This window comes from bacterium (assembly GCA_009926305.1).
In the GTDB taxonomy this organism is placed as follows: Bacteria; Bdellovibrionota_C; UBA2361; order UBA2361; family RFPC01; genus RFPC01.
Map to the genome: position 1 here is coordinate 35,886 of RFPC01000003.1, position 13,761 is coordinate 49,646.

Consider the following 13,761-nt stretch of genomic DNA (forward strand, 5'->3'; position numbering starts at 1 on the left):
AGTAAAGGATATTCTCAGGAGATTTGTCAGTTTGATTATTGGGTTTTAGGAAAGTTTGAACTTTTTCTTTAGCAATCCAGAGTAATAGACGAATGAATTAATATTGATGGTGTGCAGCTATATATTTTTGGTTACGTGAGAGGAGTAAATGCAGGAATTTCCAACAGAAATTAAGGGTGATAGGGGCTTCGTGAAGATAACGAGTGATCTGGATTCTGAGCAATCTGGTGAAGCTCTTCGAAAGGCGTTTAATCAATTGTTTGAACAAGGACAAAGGACGGTAGTGCTTGATCTCAGCGACGTTCAGATAATCAATAGTTACGGCATCGGGAAGGTACTGATGTGTTACAAGCGTCTGAAAGCTGAGGATGGAGTTTTGATGGTCAAGCCGTTGGATGGCTTTGTTAAAGAGACATTTGAACTTCTGATGCTTGATAAGCTACTTCCGGTCGACGAGAGCTAAGCGAATATCAGGCATGAGTCATGTCACATATACCTCAAAACGCTTCTGAAAGTAAGCGAGCCATTTTTTTTAACATGGAAGGGTGGAAAACAACCCCGTTATCGCAGTGTCTGTCAGATAATGGATGGCAGGTTTCCGGGCTAAAAGAGGAATACCAGCGGAGTGTTCAGGTTTCTCCCTCGACGTTACTTATCTTTCGGGAAGAAGATCTTATTATGCCCAAGGAATTCGTAGAAACATTGATCAATAAAAATGGAGAAGAGCCAAGGATTCTTGTGTTACATCCCTCTAAAGACACATCAAACGGCTACTCATACACTCGAATTGATAAGCTTTTTCCTTCCGCTCATCATGTAACGTTGCCTATCCAGGAGGACGAGCTCAAAGAGATCTTGAGGGAAGTGGATGGAATGAGGATATCTCATAGTGAGAACTGGATACATGTTCCTGATTTTGATGAAGAATATAGACTGACGACGTTAGAGCATCATGAAGCACCATGTTCTCCAAAATTATTTAACTATCTACGACGGCAGGGAATCGATGAAAGTAATTTCTTGTTATTAAAGCTCGAGCTGGTATTCCAAGAGGCGATTGCAAATGCCTTTGAACATGGGAATTTAGAGCTCAGGTCGGAATGGAGGGAATTAATAGGGAGTGATGGGATAGACTATTTCAGCCGAAGAAAAATAGAGCGTTTATCTAGTCGTCGTTATTCGAAGAGGGAGATTTTTGCCTCTCTCTCACTAAAGAAAGGCAAATTGACCATCGCAATTGAGGACCAGGGGCCAGGATTTGATGTGGATGCAAAGATGATCCCAGATGCGGACGGAGTTGTTCGCTGTTACGGTCGAGGGCTTTCTCTTATGAATCTTGTCATGGATACCGTAACTTTTAGTAAGGGTGGTCGAAGAGTGGACTTAACGAAGGATTTAAGCAGCGGAGAATAAAGAGATGGGGTTAAAGTTTAGGTTAAAGGGACTAGCAGAAACTTTTGTTGACTCGGTTACGTGTCCAGCCTGTGGACGACATGGAACTGATGATGATGACTTTATTACTGAGGAAACTCGGGTCACCTTCAGTGGGATTGTCGTCGTGGCTAGCTGTCCGAGTTGTGGAGAGGTTTTTGTCCCCACGTCTCAGCGTCTTGGGATAGTGAATTCTGTTGCACTTCGCTCTGCTGTCATACAAGACAGCCATGAGACTGGAGAACCTGTTCTATCAGATCTGCAGTCTGTAAAGGAGGTTATCGAACGAGAGAACGCCGATCGAAAAGGCGATCTGCATTAGCGCTAAAGAGTTGCAGCCATTTCCTCTGCGAAGCTGTAAAAATTGAAAGATAATGGTAGCCCTTCGCGTATTAATCAATTCACCACATGTCTGACCGTGACATCAAAAAACCGCACATCACAGAAGCTGGATAGAGCTAACCAGAGGGGTACTTCTATTACTGTATGATATGTTTCAGGCCGTACATTTTCGTATTGCGATGAAATGCGCTCCCACCCACCTTATTTGTGAGAAGCGATTATGTGCCTTAACAGAGAAAACGCTTAATCCTCCGCGTCGAGCTGTTCATCGATAGGCTGTCCATTTATGGCCTTTCGTAAGAGCTGGCTAGGCTTAAACTTCACTACTCTTCGAGCTCTTAAGATAATTGATTCGCCTGTTTGAGGATTTCTCCCACGTCTTGGTGGTTTGTATTTCACTTCGTAAGAGCCAAAGCCCGAAAGCATGACTTTGCTCTCTTTTTCCAGAGCGGCCTTGATTAACTCAATGTAATCTTCAACGATTTGTGTCGCCTTCTGCTTATCAACTGGCATTGTGGCGTAAATAGCATCCGCAAGATCTGCTTTCGTAAGGCAATATTTATTGTTTCCCATCACATCATCCCCGTACCAGCCCCTTTTAAGGCTGTAGACAGTTAGCTAAAAGAGTCTCTTTCCTGGCGTAATGAAACAGACGGTGAAGAGCTTCGTGAATCAGAGAAGAGTACTTCCCGCGAACTTCTCAAAATTTGAGTCACTTCAGTAAGTTTCAATCACCCAGAACCAAAAACTTTCCACAACTATATGATGCGGAGTTTCTAGCTATAGTTTGGAAAAAATTATGTTTTTCCCGTAAATTACGTGTAACAGATGACTTGCTTGGTGGCTATTCTTAAAACGAGGAGGCTTCTCCAGAGCAATACAATGTTTTATAATTGTTCATAGTAAGTCAATTTATGGTCCTTAGTCTCGATAAGAGATTATGGGTTAGCGGTTCTTTATAAGACTGAGTCGTTCAGGAACCAATGAGTTTCGCGAGTGTACTCAATTTAAAGCGGGATGATTTGAGGAGTGTTTATGAGACATCACTTCGGTGCCCCTTTAAACGAAAAATATCTGTATCTCTTGAGAGTATTAGCTGTGCTCGCAACCGCTTTTCTATTCTCATTGCTTGGGCTCATAGCCTATCTTTACGTTTCTAGTGGTTCACTAGAGAGTTCGGTAGAACAAACACTTCGAGCAGAGGTAGTTGAGTCGTTTCCTGCTGCTAAAATGGTCACTGTCTTGGTGCCAATTCAAGAGATTGAAGCGGGAGCCAAGCTTCATCCGTTTATGTTCCGTCAGGAGTCGAGGCCAGAGGTGGGAGTTCCAGATGGAGCCGTGGATGATTTTAATTTGCTTGAGTCTCGATATGCTCGGGGAATTCTTTTTCCCGGTATGCCCATTGTGCTTTCTCATACTGCAATCGATAAGTCACCTAACGAGGTCGTTGAGAGAATTCCTCCTGGTTTTCGAGCAATAACAATTCCACATGATTCAACGCGCGGAAGTCTCTTCATCGGACCAGGTGTCCAAGTTGATATTAACTGGATCACTCGCCGTAATGATGAGCTCGTTGCAATCTCACTCGTTCAAAATGTAAAAGTTCTTGCGGCCGATGCTCGTACTGAAATAGCAGAAGAGTCTACGGATTCGGCTCCGTCGACTGTTACTCTCCTTTTACAGACAGAGGATGCGAATAAAGTACAACTTGCTCGTAGCAGTGGTACGATATATCTGTCTCTACGTGGAGATGAGGACCCAGAGGAAGTCCCTCAAGCGCCGACGAAGCTGCCAGGGAGCAAAAATACGCCAGAAAAATCACATGATACCGTCATTATGGATGGTGTACGTTACTTCTACGTGAACGGAAAACTGGTGAGAGCAGATCAGTTTCAAGATGATATGAATTTCTAGCTCATCTTGCTCTACGCCTCAGAGCCGTTATTACAAATGGATTGTCAATAAATCCCCATAGATATCTATTGCTATCTCGCTGTTTAGTTGGTGTAGGCTGGTCTGAGCGGTTAGGGTGACGCTCGAAAAGCTGGGCTAGCCTTTCGTTATCTTCAGCTTCTTTTTTAAACACATGATCCAAGAAGTCCGGCTCTTGTATATTCGGTGCGATCTTCTCGAGAAATCCCTTCCAGTCATCAAATTCTGAAAACTCAACATAAAGATGACCTGCCTCCTCTACAATTCTTTTCTTCTCGCGCAGTCGCTCAAAATACTTTGCATCATGTATAAATTCATCCATAGCAGATGTGATTTCTATGCAAAGCAAGCGGTGCGACTCGGTAGGTTTCAGAATTGATTCTTCGGAAGAACGTGTTTCAAGGATCTCTAATAAAAAATCGGAACGGAATCGTCTCTTTGTTTCGGTAAATTCTGAATAGGAGACTTGTCGACGATATGATATTTCAAGCCGATCCATTGTTTCTGCGAAGATATTTTCAAAAGCAGAACTACTTACATTGCTGTTGATGCCGCGAAAGTCCTTAAATCCCATCTCGAGTCTCGCAACCATTTTTTCAGCAATACGCGGTCGAATTCTCCAATCTGATAGGTATTGAAGGGCAGCATCCGTGCCAGCTTCAACATAGGTTCGATAGCATTCTCGCCTCAGACTCGTCATATCGATCTTCACTGGATCAAGAGCTTTCACCGCCCAATCAACCCTTCTATAGAGTTCCCGAGCAAGTGAATAGGTATGTGGGGAGGAATCCTTCATAATTTTCGGGTGTAGCTTCTCTTTTTCCGTGAGAAGGGCGAGTCCTACCAAGAGTTCAGACCGTTTTTCACCGAGAATCGAGCCAATTGGATCCTCATCAGGGAGACTTTTTTCTATGACGGCGAGTCCAAACCGTTGAACCAGTGGTGGAAACTCATGAGGTAGGATGCAAGTTGCATTGAAATAATCTTCTCGTCCCAGTTCAAGAGACTCCATGGCATTTGCAAGAGTGATCGTTGCTACAAGACCTTGTCGCCATCGCTCAATGACGCCCTTACTTTGTAAGAGCTCGAATCTGATTCTATCTTCAATATTCTCGAAGTCGGATACGCTCCATTCATCCGGATTAAATTGACGTTTTCGAATCTCAGCTTCTGAGCGTTGGATGTGCTCAACAAGCATGGTTTCACACAGTGTTTTTAGTCCATCAGAGTGCTGTTTTTTAACTCCTATGGCCATTTCCTCTGAGCTGAGAGGCAAGTCTTTAGGGCAACGAAATGGCTCATGAAGATCGAACTTCCAAGATAGCCAGTGAAGCATTTCTTTTGATTCTTCCGTTACTTCCGTAAAAAGACTTGGATCTTGGCACTTGAGCGTCTGTAAGTCGGAGAGTTTTTGTATTGAGTGAAATTGAATGGCGAAGCCCTCTTGAATATGTCAGCTCAGTTCTCTTCCATTGCTGGGAGTTTGAAGAGTTCTTCAAGCTCTGACTTTGTGAGGTTCAGAGGTGAGGCTGAAGCTTCTTCCTGAATTAGAGATTCAGTGATTCTTTTCTTCTTTGCTTTGAGTTGCATGATTTTCTGTTCTATCGAGTCTTCAGTAACCAGTCTATAAACTGTCACAGATTTCTTCTGTCCAATTCTATGGGCTCGATCTACTGCCTGTGATTCTACGGCTGGATTCCACCATGGATCATAAATGATGACCGTATCCGCTGCAGTGAGGTTTAGACCAGTTCCTCCTGCTTTAAGACTGATCAGGAAAGCACGAACTGACTCGTCTTCATTGAAGCGATCAACGAGAGTCTGCCTGTTTTTCGTGCGACCATCGAGATACAAAAACGGGGTCTCAAGTTCTTCTAAGAACTCTCGCATCAAACGTAACATCTCTCTGAACTGACTGAAGATCAGAATTTTTCTCCCTGAATTGATGGCCTCAGTGACAACCTCCTTAAACAGCTCGAACTTTCCAGAATCAAGACCTTCAATCGATTGCAAGTCAGGAATGCTGTGGGGATGGTTACATACCTGTCGAAGCCTCAACAAGGCTGCTAAGATTGAAACGCCTGCCCCCTTTATGCCGCGTTCTTCGACTGCTTCTAAAACCTGAGGACGGACCTCTTCAACGATCTGTCGATAAATCTCTATTTGCTGAGGCGTCATAGTAACATGAAGCTCTGTTTCTGTTTTGGGTGGAAGCTCTTTTTCGACTTGATGTTTTAATCGTCTCAGAATGAAGGGAGCAGTTTTCTTACTGAGCAACTCAGCAGAGCGCTCTCCACCCGGAGTGCCTTCTAGAATTGGCTTCTCCAATTGATTGCGGAAGAATTCAGCCGAGCCGAGATAGCCTGGCATAAGAAAATCAAAGATGCTCCATAGTTCAAGAGGACGATTCTCAGTAGGTGTTCCTGTTAGCGCAAGGCGGTGATGAGCCTTGAGTGATTTTGCAGCTCGAGTCGTGGCAGCGGTTGGATTTTTGATATTCTGGGCTTCATCGAGGACGATATATGAAAACTGCATCTCTTGTAGAGCGAGTTTATCAATTCGTAGGAGAGCATAAGAGGTGACTACTATATCGTGCTCTGGAATAGAGTGAAAAAGCTCTCTCCTTTTGTGACCGTGCAGCAGAAGAGTGCTAAGTCCTGGCGTAAACCTCTCAGCTTCGTACATCCAGTTTACAATAACAGAGGTGGGCGCAACGATCAGCGCAGGGTGTTTTAATTCCCGTAAGGCGGAGCGACCCTCCTTCAGGTATTGCAAAAATGCCAATGTTTGTACGGTTTTTCCAAGACCCATTTCATCTGCAAGAATTCCTCCGAGTTCGTATCGATGGAGAAAGTTCATCCAGCTTGTCCCATCGTTCTGATAGGTTCTCAATTTTCCGCGAAAGTTTTTTGCAATTCTTATCGTTTCGATTTGAGAAAAGTTTTTGAGTCGTCGCGACAGTTGTTCGAAGCTTCTGTCGGCAGAGATCATTACTCTCGAATCTTCTGAATGGATGAGTCCCAATGCCTGCGATGGCTGAAGTTTTGTTTTTATTGTATTCGAGAGACGGAAATTCGGCTCTAGAAATCCAAGTGTTGCTTGCAGGCGACTCAGTCCGCCGGCAGGCACTTGCGCATATGCTCCGCCATCGAGGCGAATCCATCTATCACCAGTATTGTTCCGTAGTTTAAAAAGAGTACTTAACGGGATATTTGCATTATTTTGAGATAGAGAGATTTTGCAGTGAAACCAGTCAATCGGGCCGCTTTCTTCCTCTGTTTTTGCTACCGAGACATTTAACTTAAGGTCTGCAAATTTGATCTGTTTTTGAATATTTTCCAGACCTGATACTTTCCACGGAGCAGGAAAGAGTGATTTCCCCTGCTGTAGCAAATCAAGAGCAGCATCTCCAGACATTCGGTAACGCCTTCGATCTTTTTGATATGAGAATCCCATTGATTCGAGGGTCTTTCGGTACTTATCCTCTTCTTCTCGGTGGGGTAGGTATACCAGATCTGGTTCTACGGCTGGATACTGAAAATCAAGAGTCCCTTCAATAACGAGTTCATTTGCTGGGCTCAGGGTCTGGCCGTCCTCTTCATTAGACCAGAGCTCTATAGAGGGCTTTGGTGCTTTGATTTTCGTTTTTGGCGTCAGCTCCGGGTTCGTAATATGAACAAACTGTCGACTTTCTTCTTTAAGAAGTGCTTCTAGAATCGGACCACTCTTCCCTTTTGCCACGGTTATACGTGGTCCATGAGGGAAGAGCGCGGCAAGTTTTGAGGCTGTTGATGATACTCGAAATAGGGTGTTATCGATGAGTGTCCAGTATGGTCCGGTCCCAACCAGTTCCCCTTCAGCTTCTTTTGAGCTTCCATCTGGCAATTTCCAAATGAAAGAGATTTCAGCTGCCGTATCGGTCCAGGTAAGGGATAGGCATCCTTCTAATGCGACATCTTCGGTGGTTAATGGTTTTCGAGAAAGCCCATTGAGAATGGTCTTAAATTCTTGCAGAAGACCTAAAAGCGAATCGATATGATGGCTTGAATTGACGAACCACTGTTTCCCTTCTTCATCCCATGAGCCTGAGTCCTCAAGCAGTTGTATGAGAATATTGTCTATCGTTCGGGATGAGCGGGGAGAGAAGCTTTCGAAAAAGTGTGGTTCTTGTTGGTCTCCATCGAAATATACTTGTATTCCGAGGCGGTCTCCATTGGGTGCGATGCAGACTTCTACGCTTGGGTCGGTATAGGTGTGAACATGGGAGTTCTCTGGCAGGGGGGATGCTTCAGCAACCCGGTCAAGGACCTCTGCGATTTCAATTGGTCCGCTGGTGTTGACGCGAAAAGCAGACTCTGAGGCAGCGAAGCCGCTATGTGCTTCAAAGAATCCAAGGTCTGATGCGCGCCACAGTGCGGCCACCGAATGAGGGCACCACTGTTCTTCCATTTCTTCACGGGTTGAACACCTGCAGTATGCTTCAACTCGACTCGATGAAACGATTTGAAGCGTTACACTAAAGTCCTCTGAGTCTGTTGATCTGACAACTGCGGTAATCGTTGAGTTCACTTTGCTGCATTCAACTACTCGACCATCAATTGCATAGCCAATCCCCTTATCGACGATAGAGAAGGGGGCTAATCGCTTAAGATACTGGAGTAACTTTGGCTTATTTTCAGAGCTTACTACTGACATCCGAGGTAGTGTAGCACGAGTTTCTTATTTACGGGAGCCTCTCAGGGAATGGTGTGGAAGCCAGGGAAAAAGATTGAATTTGGTATTTTGCCAGGGCTTGAAGCATGGGCGGAGACAAAAGACTCTCCAAACCATCATGAGTGATGCAGGCTCGGTCATGTGGTGAGTGTGAGGTATGATTGTACGGATTGGATTGGTTTGGTGGTCACACTGGACCTCGATAGTCTGGACCTCAGGAAACGAGACCTTAGTGGTTTTGGGCAGGAAAACGAGCCCAGAGCAATTGTATTTAAAAAGAGATGAATAAAAAGAGATGAAAATTAGGGGATAGCGGCAAGGAATTAGCCCAAGTGCACGTCAGTGAGCTTCTTAGCAGGCTCCTTTAGCCAAACCCAGTTAGGCCAGCCTACTTAGGCCAGCCGAGGAAGTTAGCTCAGCGACTCTTCCAGCTGACTTATGCGAGCTGCACCAGCCTCACTTGGTCTTGCTTGTGGCCCTTGGCTAGCGACTAAACCTTCAATAAGTTTACCGAAGGTCTCCTCGCTGAGCACTACTTGTGGCTCTACCTGCGGCTGCGGCTGTAAGTTCGGCTGCGGCTGTAAGTTTTCTGTTCCTATTCTGGGATCTTGAGTAACTGCTAACACAAATCACCTATTACTTTATGGCACTAAAGTGCGTTATACCGAGAAACAATCTTCGCCTCAAGATATCTTTACGAATCTTAGGCCTATAACTTTCCGATGCTCTACCAATAAAATCGATAAACGAAACTAGAGCGAATCAGAATGATTGTTCTCTGCCTAAGTAAGAGCCCTCTTACCATATGGCATCTCCCATATTAAAACCCCTTTATAAATCTTAGTCAAACAATATTGCTGTTAGTATAAATACCTAATTTTTAATGCTATTTACCCTTCATCGCGATAATGTCCCACTTTATGGAATGGGATTTTGGTCTTGTTCCGACATATGAGAAAAGAACGCCGTTTGGCTCGTTGTCCAGGCGGATTCGCCCTATCAGCCTCTTTTGAAGGAGGCGATTATCTTTGAAAAAACGGAGAATGAGAGTCGTAGGACCAGTGCCATGCACCCGTCCGCGCCAGTGACCAGTACTTTTCCCCTCTGCCCTAAACTGAACGGCACTGACTTTCGGATACTGATAAGATTCAACTGCTTGATTTAATGCTTCTTTTTGCCTCGGTGATGCCCATACTGCAGTGTCTAGAAACGTAAAGGGAATTGCGAGAACAATTATACCGAATGCATTGGTGATCAGACTACGTCGGGGGCGAGAGATGGAACGGAAAGTCCAGTGATCATTTTTTCTCATTCTGAAAGGACTCCCTTAAAACACGCCTGAGAATAACTGTGTCAGAATTTATTCCTTAAGCCCAGAGAACTCTTTTATTTCGTTCTATTGATGCCTGATAGCTGAGTGGGTATATCTCAGAAGGCATAACCTATGAACATCAAGGACAATCTCCGTTGGTCAGTATGTTACAAACGTCTTATCCCCGAGAAAAGGTGAGGATCCTTCTGCTTGAAGGGATTCATGAAAGTGCAGTCACTCTGCTCTCCGAAAAGGGCTATGGGGTAGAACGGATCACGTCAGCCCTCACCGAGGAGGAGCTGAGCGAGAAAATTTCAGATGTGCATCTCCTTGGTATCCGTTCCAAGACTGAGGTGAGCCAAGCTGTACTCGAACGAGCGGTGAGTCTACTGGGTATCGGCTGCTTCTGCATCGGAACGAATCAAGTAGACATTGAGTGCGCTGCTAGACGTGCGGTGCCAGTATTCAATGCACCATTTTCTAATACGCGCAGTGTTGCTGAATTAACGGTAGCGGAAATAGTAATGCTTGCTCGCCGAGCGTGTTGGCGGAGCCAGCAGATGCATGCGGGAGTATGGGAAAAATCTGCGGGGGGCTCGAGTGAAGTACGAGGCAAAAGGCTTGGGATTGTCGGATATGGTCACATTGGTCCGCAAGTAGGTCTACTCGCAGAGTCACTTGGTATGGAGGTTTTATTCTTTGATATAAGTAAGAAACTGCCTCTTGGAAACGCACGAGCTATTGATTCATTAGAAGGAATGCTTCCCCAAGTAGACTTTCTTTCGTTGCACGTTCCTGAGACGCCGGACACAAAAAACATGATCGGGGCAAAAGAACTTGGTCTGATGAAGCAAGGGAGTGCCCTGCTTAACTTGAGTCGAGGTAGTGTGGTAGTGCTTGATGATCTTGCAGCCGCATTAAAAAATAACCATTTGAGCGGTGCCGCTGTGGATGTGTTTCCGTCAGAGCCCGCTGCAAATGGAGAAGGATTCAAGAGTCTTCTTCAAGGGCTTCCGAATGTAATTCTCACGCCGCATGTTGGTGGGAGTACCGTAGAGGCCCAGGAGTCAATCGGTCGAGAGGTCGCCGAATCTCTATTGCGGTTTCTTGAAACTGGAAGCTCAGTAGGTGCGGTGAACTTTCCTCATGTTGATCTTCCGTACGTGGAAGACTCGCATCGAGTTCTCAATATCCACAGGAATGAGCCTGGTGTTCTGAGCAGGATTAATGCGGTCATTGCGGATACGGGTGCTAATATTACCCGTCAATATTTAGCTACGCATACAGAAATTGGATATCTCATAATGGACGTTGAAAGAGAGCTATCGTATGAGATTAAAAAGAAGTTAGAAGAGATAGATGCAAATATAAAAACAAGGTTACTCTTTTAAAACGCGATAGAGAGGGAAAAGAGGATGAGTCAGAGGGAGGATACAAGCGGTGCAGCTACAGCCGGGGGAAGGTCGCTCGCTACTCTGTGCACTTCCCGTTCTTTCCATTCTTTCCTCGGCATTGTTTTTAGTGGCGGACTGCTTTGGTTCATACTTTCCGACATTAACTTCAAGGATGTACGAGAGCCGTTACTATCAGCACATTATTGGATCATAATTCCAGCACTTCCTTTAACGTTTCTCCATGTGTTGATCAGAGCATGGAGATGGTACTATTTACTTCCAAGTCGGGATAAAACGTCTCTCAGAGAGCGCCATGACAGTATCATGGTCGGTAACTTCGCAAATTTTGTCCTTCCTCTTAGAGCGGGTGAGTTCGTTCGACCGTTTCTCCTCTCGCGGGTAACGAGAGTCTCCTTCGCAGAAGGATTTGCTTCAATAGTAACAGAGCGCTTTTTCGACCTTGCTGCGGCTATTATTTCTCTGGCAATTCTTATTCCCTTCTTGCCAGCTCTACCAGAATGGGTATCGCTGAGTGCTTATATTTTGGGGGGCGTTGCGGTTGGCATCCTATTTTTTATTTTGTTTGTTATATTTCTCCCGGATGTCACCAGGCAGGCATTTAGTTTTTTATTGAAAAAAGTAGCGCATACCTCATTGGCTCATAAGGCAGAGAACTTTCTCGATGACTTTATCGCAAGTTCGCATGTATTAGCCTGTCCAAAGAATCTCTTCATGGTGCTATGGCTGACGGTATTAGTTTGGGTTTCAAACTACCTCCTATTTTATTTATTTCTTTTCCTGCTGGATGTCCCAGCGACCTTCCTATTGGGTACTACCGTTGCGGTTATGGTAGCGCTCGCTGTGGCTGCTCCTAGTGCGCCTGGTTTTATTGGAGTGTATCAGATCGCATGCCAAGTCGGTTTCGAGTTGTTTTATTTATCAAAAGAGGATGCACTTGTTTATTCTCTTGTAACGCATCTCTTTCAGTTCATCGTATTTGTTCTTTATGGCCTTTATGTTCTCTCGCTTTTTGGAGTTCGGCTGACTGAGCTCAGGCAAGAGTCGCAAATATCCCTAGAGCAGATTGAAAATCGGTAAACATTCCAATCAATAGCCATCGGTGGCTGTAGACCATAGAGAAGAATTGGTCTGGCCCTTGCTACTACAATGCGAGAAGGCAAATAGAGGGTATATTTTGCCTGTTTAAGCGCTATTGCATGCCATAGGAAGAAGGAAATTCCTAGTAAAGTTTGCCGCTATCGGAAGGGGTAGGAAAATAGGGGCAGGCAGAAATGAGGAGAGGGATCTACACATGAGACTTGAATCAGCACTTTTTTCAAGTAGCTCTGGTCTAGAAGCACACGGGTCTGCGATGGCCGTTATCGGTGATAATGTTTCTAATGCTAATACCACTGCCTATAAAGCCGGAATTGTTCAGTTCTCAGACCTGTTGAGTGAAGGAGCTGACGGACGGAATTCATCAGCACTTCCTGTTTCAGGAAGTGGGGTAGAGGTTGATCAGGTGCGACAAGACCATACCTCAGGAGGGGTGGAGATTACGGGACGTCCCCTTGACGTGACTATAGAAGGGGAGGGGTTTTTCGTGGTGGGCGATACCACGAATCCTCAGTACACTCGGGCTGGAAGTTTCATCATAGATGAGAACGGGCTCCTCTCAACCGCAGGAGGCCAGAATGTCTTAGGCTTCACGGGAGATACTACTACCCTACAGACAATCGATATGCTTGGGGTTGACCTTTCGGGTAGTCCTACCTCGACCGTGACTATTAAAGGAAACGTGAGTTCACAATCTGGAGTTGTAGCCCAGCCAGCCGCGCCGGCTACATTTCAAGAGATAGGTGAGAACGCTGCGTTTGTTAATACCGTTACTGTTTTTGATAGTTTGGGTGAATCTCATGATATCACTTTAGGTTTTTTCAAAGAGGGTCCAAATCGCTGGTCAGTTGGTGCTTTCATTGATGGTGGTGATGTGAATGGAGGAACTGCAGGAACTCCAGTGAGACTCGGTCAGATTACTCCCTTAAACTTTGACTTGAATGGAGAGATTTCTGAGGCCGATGTGGCTACGGCACAAATTGTAGCAGCTCCAGCCTATGCCAATGGTGCAGCTGCTGGAAATATTACCATGAACTTGGCGCAGTTTTCTCAGTACGCATCTAACTCGACGATCAGTTCGATTGTTCAAGATGGTCAAGCATCAGGTGATATCGAAGGATATGAAATTTCTGCCACGGGCCAAATATCAGCTCGCCTCAGTTCTGGTGGAACAACAGTGCTTTCAACTCTCGGGATAGCAAATTTTAATAACGAAGAAGGGCTGACCAGGGTTGGGGGCTCGCTTTTTGATGCAACACAACGTTCAGGCGAGGCAAGTGTGTCTGCAGCTGGACAAGGTGGGGTTGGAGATCTTCAATCGGGGGCATTGGAGCTTTCGAATGTAGACCTTGCCGACCAGTTTGTTGACCTCGTGATTTATCAGCGTGGATATTCAGCAAGTTCTCAAGTCTTCAGTAGCGCTGGTGATATGCTCCGAGACACTATTGCACTGATTCGCTAGCCATAGCTCATCTTCTAAGATTGAGTTGGCCGTTTTTACTGGCAAGAATTAGCTTTGCA

Annotated in this window: 12 protein-coding genes; 7 read left to right on the plus strand and 5 right to left on the minus strand. The window is 45.2% G+C overall.

The genetic code is table 11. The annotated features are described in order from the left end of the window. The first annotated feature begins 148 nt into the window (after positions 1–148). From EBR25_01075 to EBR25_01085, 3 genes are read left to right on the plus strand one after another with little or no spacing between them, the layout of a single operon-like run. Complete coding sequence (locus EBR25_01075; protein ID NBW39573.1) at positions 149–463, plus strand: anti-sigma factor antagonist; 315 nt, start codon at positions 149–151, stop codon at positions 461–463. A 20-nt stretch (positions 464–483) separates the two neighbouring features. Next, positions 484–1,413 carry an ATP-binding protein gene (locus EBR25_01080; protein ID NBW39574.1) on the plus strand — a complete coding sequence of 310 codons (930 nt, stop codon included), beginning with the start codon at positions 484–486 and terminating at the stop codon, positions 1,411–1,413. 4 nt (positions 1,414–1,417) lie between these two features. Beyond that, complete coding sequence (locus EBR25_01085) at positions 1,418–1,753, plus strand: hypothetical protein (GenBank protein NBW39575.1); 336 nt, start codon at positions 1,418–1,420, stop codon at positions 1,751–1,753. A gap of 263 nt (positions 1,754–2,016) precedes the next feature. Here the strand turns inward: EBR25_01085 and EBR25_01090 are convergent, their stop codons facing one another. Continuing rightward, the gene (locus EBR25_01090) at positions 2,017–2,346 is read right to left on the minus strand and encodes an integration host factor subunit alpha (protein ID NBW39576.1); all 330 of its coding nucleotides are present in this window, start codon (positions 2,344–2,346) and stop codon (positions 2,017–2,019) included. A 462-nt stretch (positions 2,347–2,808) separates the two neighbouring features. Here EBR25_01090 and cpaB point away from each other — a divergent pair, with 462 nt between their 5' ends. After that, complete coding sequence (gene cpaB / locus EBR25_01095) at positions 2,809–3,687, plus strand: Flp pilus assembly protein CpaB (protein NBW39577.1); 879 nt, start codon at positions 2,809–2,811, stop codon at positions 3,685–3,687. Between the two features lies 1 nt (position 3,688). On the opposite strand, the gene EBR25_01100 is transcribed toward cpaB, so the two are convergent. From EBR25_01100 to EBR25_01115, 4 genes are all read right to left on the minus strand, one after another. After that, positions 3,689–5,041, minus strand: a complete 1,353-nt coding sequence (locus tag EBR25_01100; GenBank protein ID NBW39578.1) for a hypothetical protein — start codon at positions 5,039–5,041, stop codon at positions 3,689–3,691. Positions 5,042–5,163: 122 nt separating this feature from the next. Next, a complete protein-coding gene (locus tag EBR25_01105; GenBank protein NBW39579.1) occupies positions 5,164–8,400 on the minus strand; it encodes a hypothetical protein in 3,237 nt (1,078 codons plus the stop codon). A gap of 428 nt (positions 8,401–8,828) precedes the next feature. Next, on the minus strand, positions 8,829–9,044 hold the full coding sequence (locus EBR25_01110; protein ID NBW39580.1) for a hypothetical protein: 216 nt from the start codon (positions 9,042–9,044) through the stop codon (positions 8,829–8,831). A gap of 260 nt (positions 9,045–9,304) precedes the next feature. Beyond that, a complete protein-coding gene (locus EBR25_01115) occupies positions 9,305–9,730 on the minus strand; it encodes a hypothetical protein (GenBank protein NBW39581.1) in 426 nt (141 codons plus the stop codon). A 164-nt stretch (positions 9,731–9,894) separates the two neighbouring features. Between EBR25_01115 and EBR25_01120 the strand changes: the two genes are divergently transcribed. From EBR25_01120 to EBR25_01130, 3 genes are all read left to right on the plus strand, one after another. Beyond that, positions 9,895–11,121 carry a phosphoglycerate dehydrogenase gene (locus EBR25_01120; GenBank protein ID NBW39582.1) on the plus strand — a complete coding sequence of 409 codons (1,227 nt, stop codon included), beginning with the start codon at positions 9,895–9,897 and terminating at the stop codon, positions 11,119–11,121. Positions 11,122–11,145: 24 nt separating this feature from the next. Then, a complete protein-coding gene (locus tag EBR25_01125; GenBank protein NBW39583.1) occupies positions 11,146–12,222 on the plus strand; it encodes a UPF0104 family protein in 1,077 nt (358 codons plus the stop codon). 214 nt (positions 12,223–12,436) lie between these two features. Continuing rightward, positions 12,437–13,702 (plus strand): flagellar hook protein FlgE, encoded by a 1,266-nt coding sequence (locus EBR25_01130; GenBank protein NBW39584.1) that lies wholly within the window; start codon positions 12,437–12,439, stop codon positions 13,700–13,702. Positions 13,703–13,761 lie beyond the last annotated feature (59 nt).

What these genes read in the sequence shown, in the direction of transcription:
- EBR25_01075 (NBW39573.1), top strand. Translation starts at nt 149, where the DNA reads ATGCAGGAATTTCCAACAGAAATTAAGGGTGATAGGGGCTTCGTGAAG.
- EBR25_01080 (NBW39574.1), top strand. Translation starts at nt 484, where the DNA reads ATGTCACATATACCTCAAAACGCTTCTGAAAGTAAGCGAGCCATTTTT.
- EBR25_01085 (NBW39575.1), top strand. Translation starts at nt 1,418, where the DNA reads ATGGGGTTAAAGTTTAGGTTAAAGGGACTAGCAGAAACTTTTGTTGAC.
- EBR25_01090 (NBW39576.1), bottom strand. Translation starts at nt 2,346, where the DNA reads ATGGGAAACAATAAATATTGCCTTACGAAAGCAGATCTTGCGGATGCT.
- cpaB (NBW39577.1), top strand. Translation starts at nt 2,809, where the DNA reads ATGAGACATCACTTCGGTGCCCCTTTAAACGAAAAATATCTGTATCTC.
- EBR25_01100 (NBW39578.1), bottom strand. Translation starts at nt 5,041, where the DNA reads ATGCTTCACTGGCTATCTTGGAAGTTCGATCTTCATGAGCCATTTCGT.
- EBR25_01105 (NBW39579.1), bottom strand. Translation starts at nt 8,400, where the DNA reads ATGTCAGTAGTAAGCTCTGAAAATAAGCCAAAGTTACTCCAGTATCTT.
- EBR25_01115 (NBW39581.1), bottom strand. Translation starts at nt 9,730, where the DNA reads ATGAGAAAAAATGATCACTGGACTTTCCGTTCCATCTCTCGCCCCCGA.
- EBR25_01120 (NBW39582.1), top strand. Translation starts at nt 9,895, where the DNA reads ATGTTACAAACGTCTTATCCCCGAGAAAAGGTGAGGATCCTTCTGCTT.
- EBR25_01125 (NBW39583.1), top strand. Translation starts at nt 11,146, where the DNA reads ATGAGTCAGAGGGAGGATACAAGCGGTGCAGCTACAGCCGGGGGAAGG.
- EBR25_01130 (NBW39584.1), top strand. Translation starts at nt 12,437, where the DNA reads ATGAGACTTGAATCAGCACTTTTTTCAAGTAGCTCTGGTCTAGAAGCA.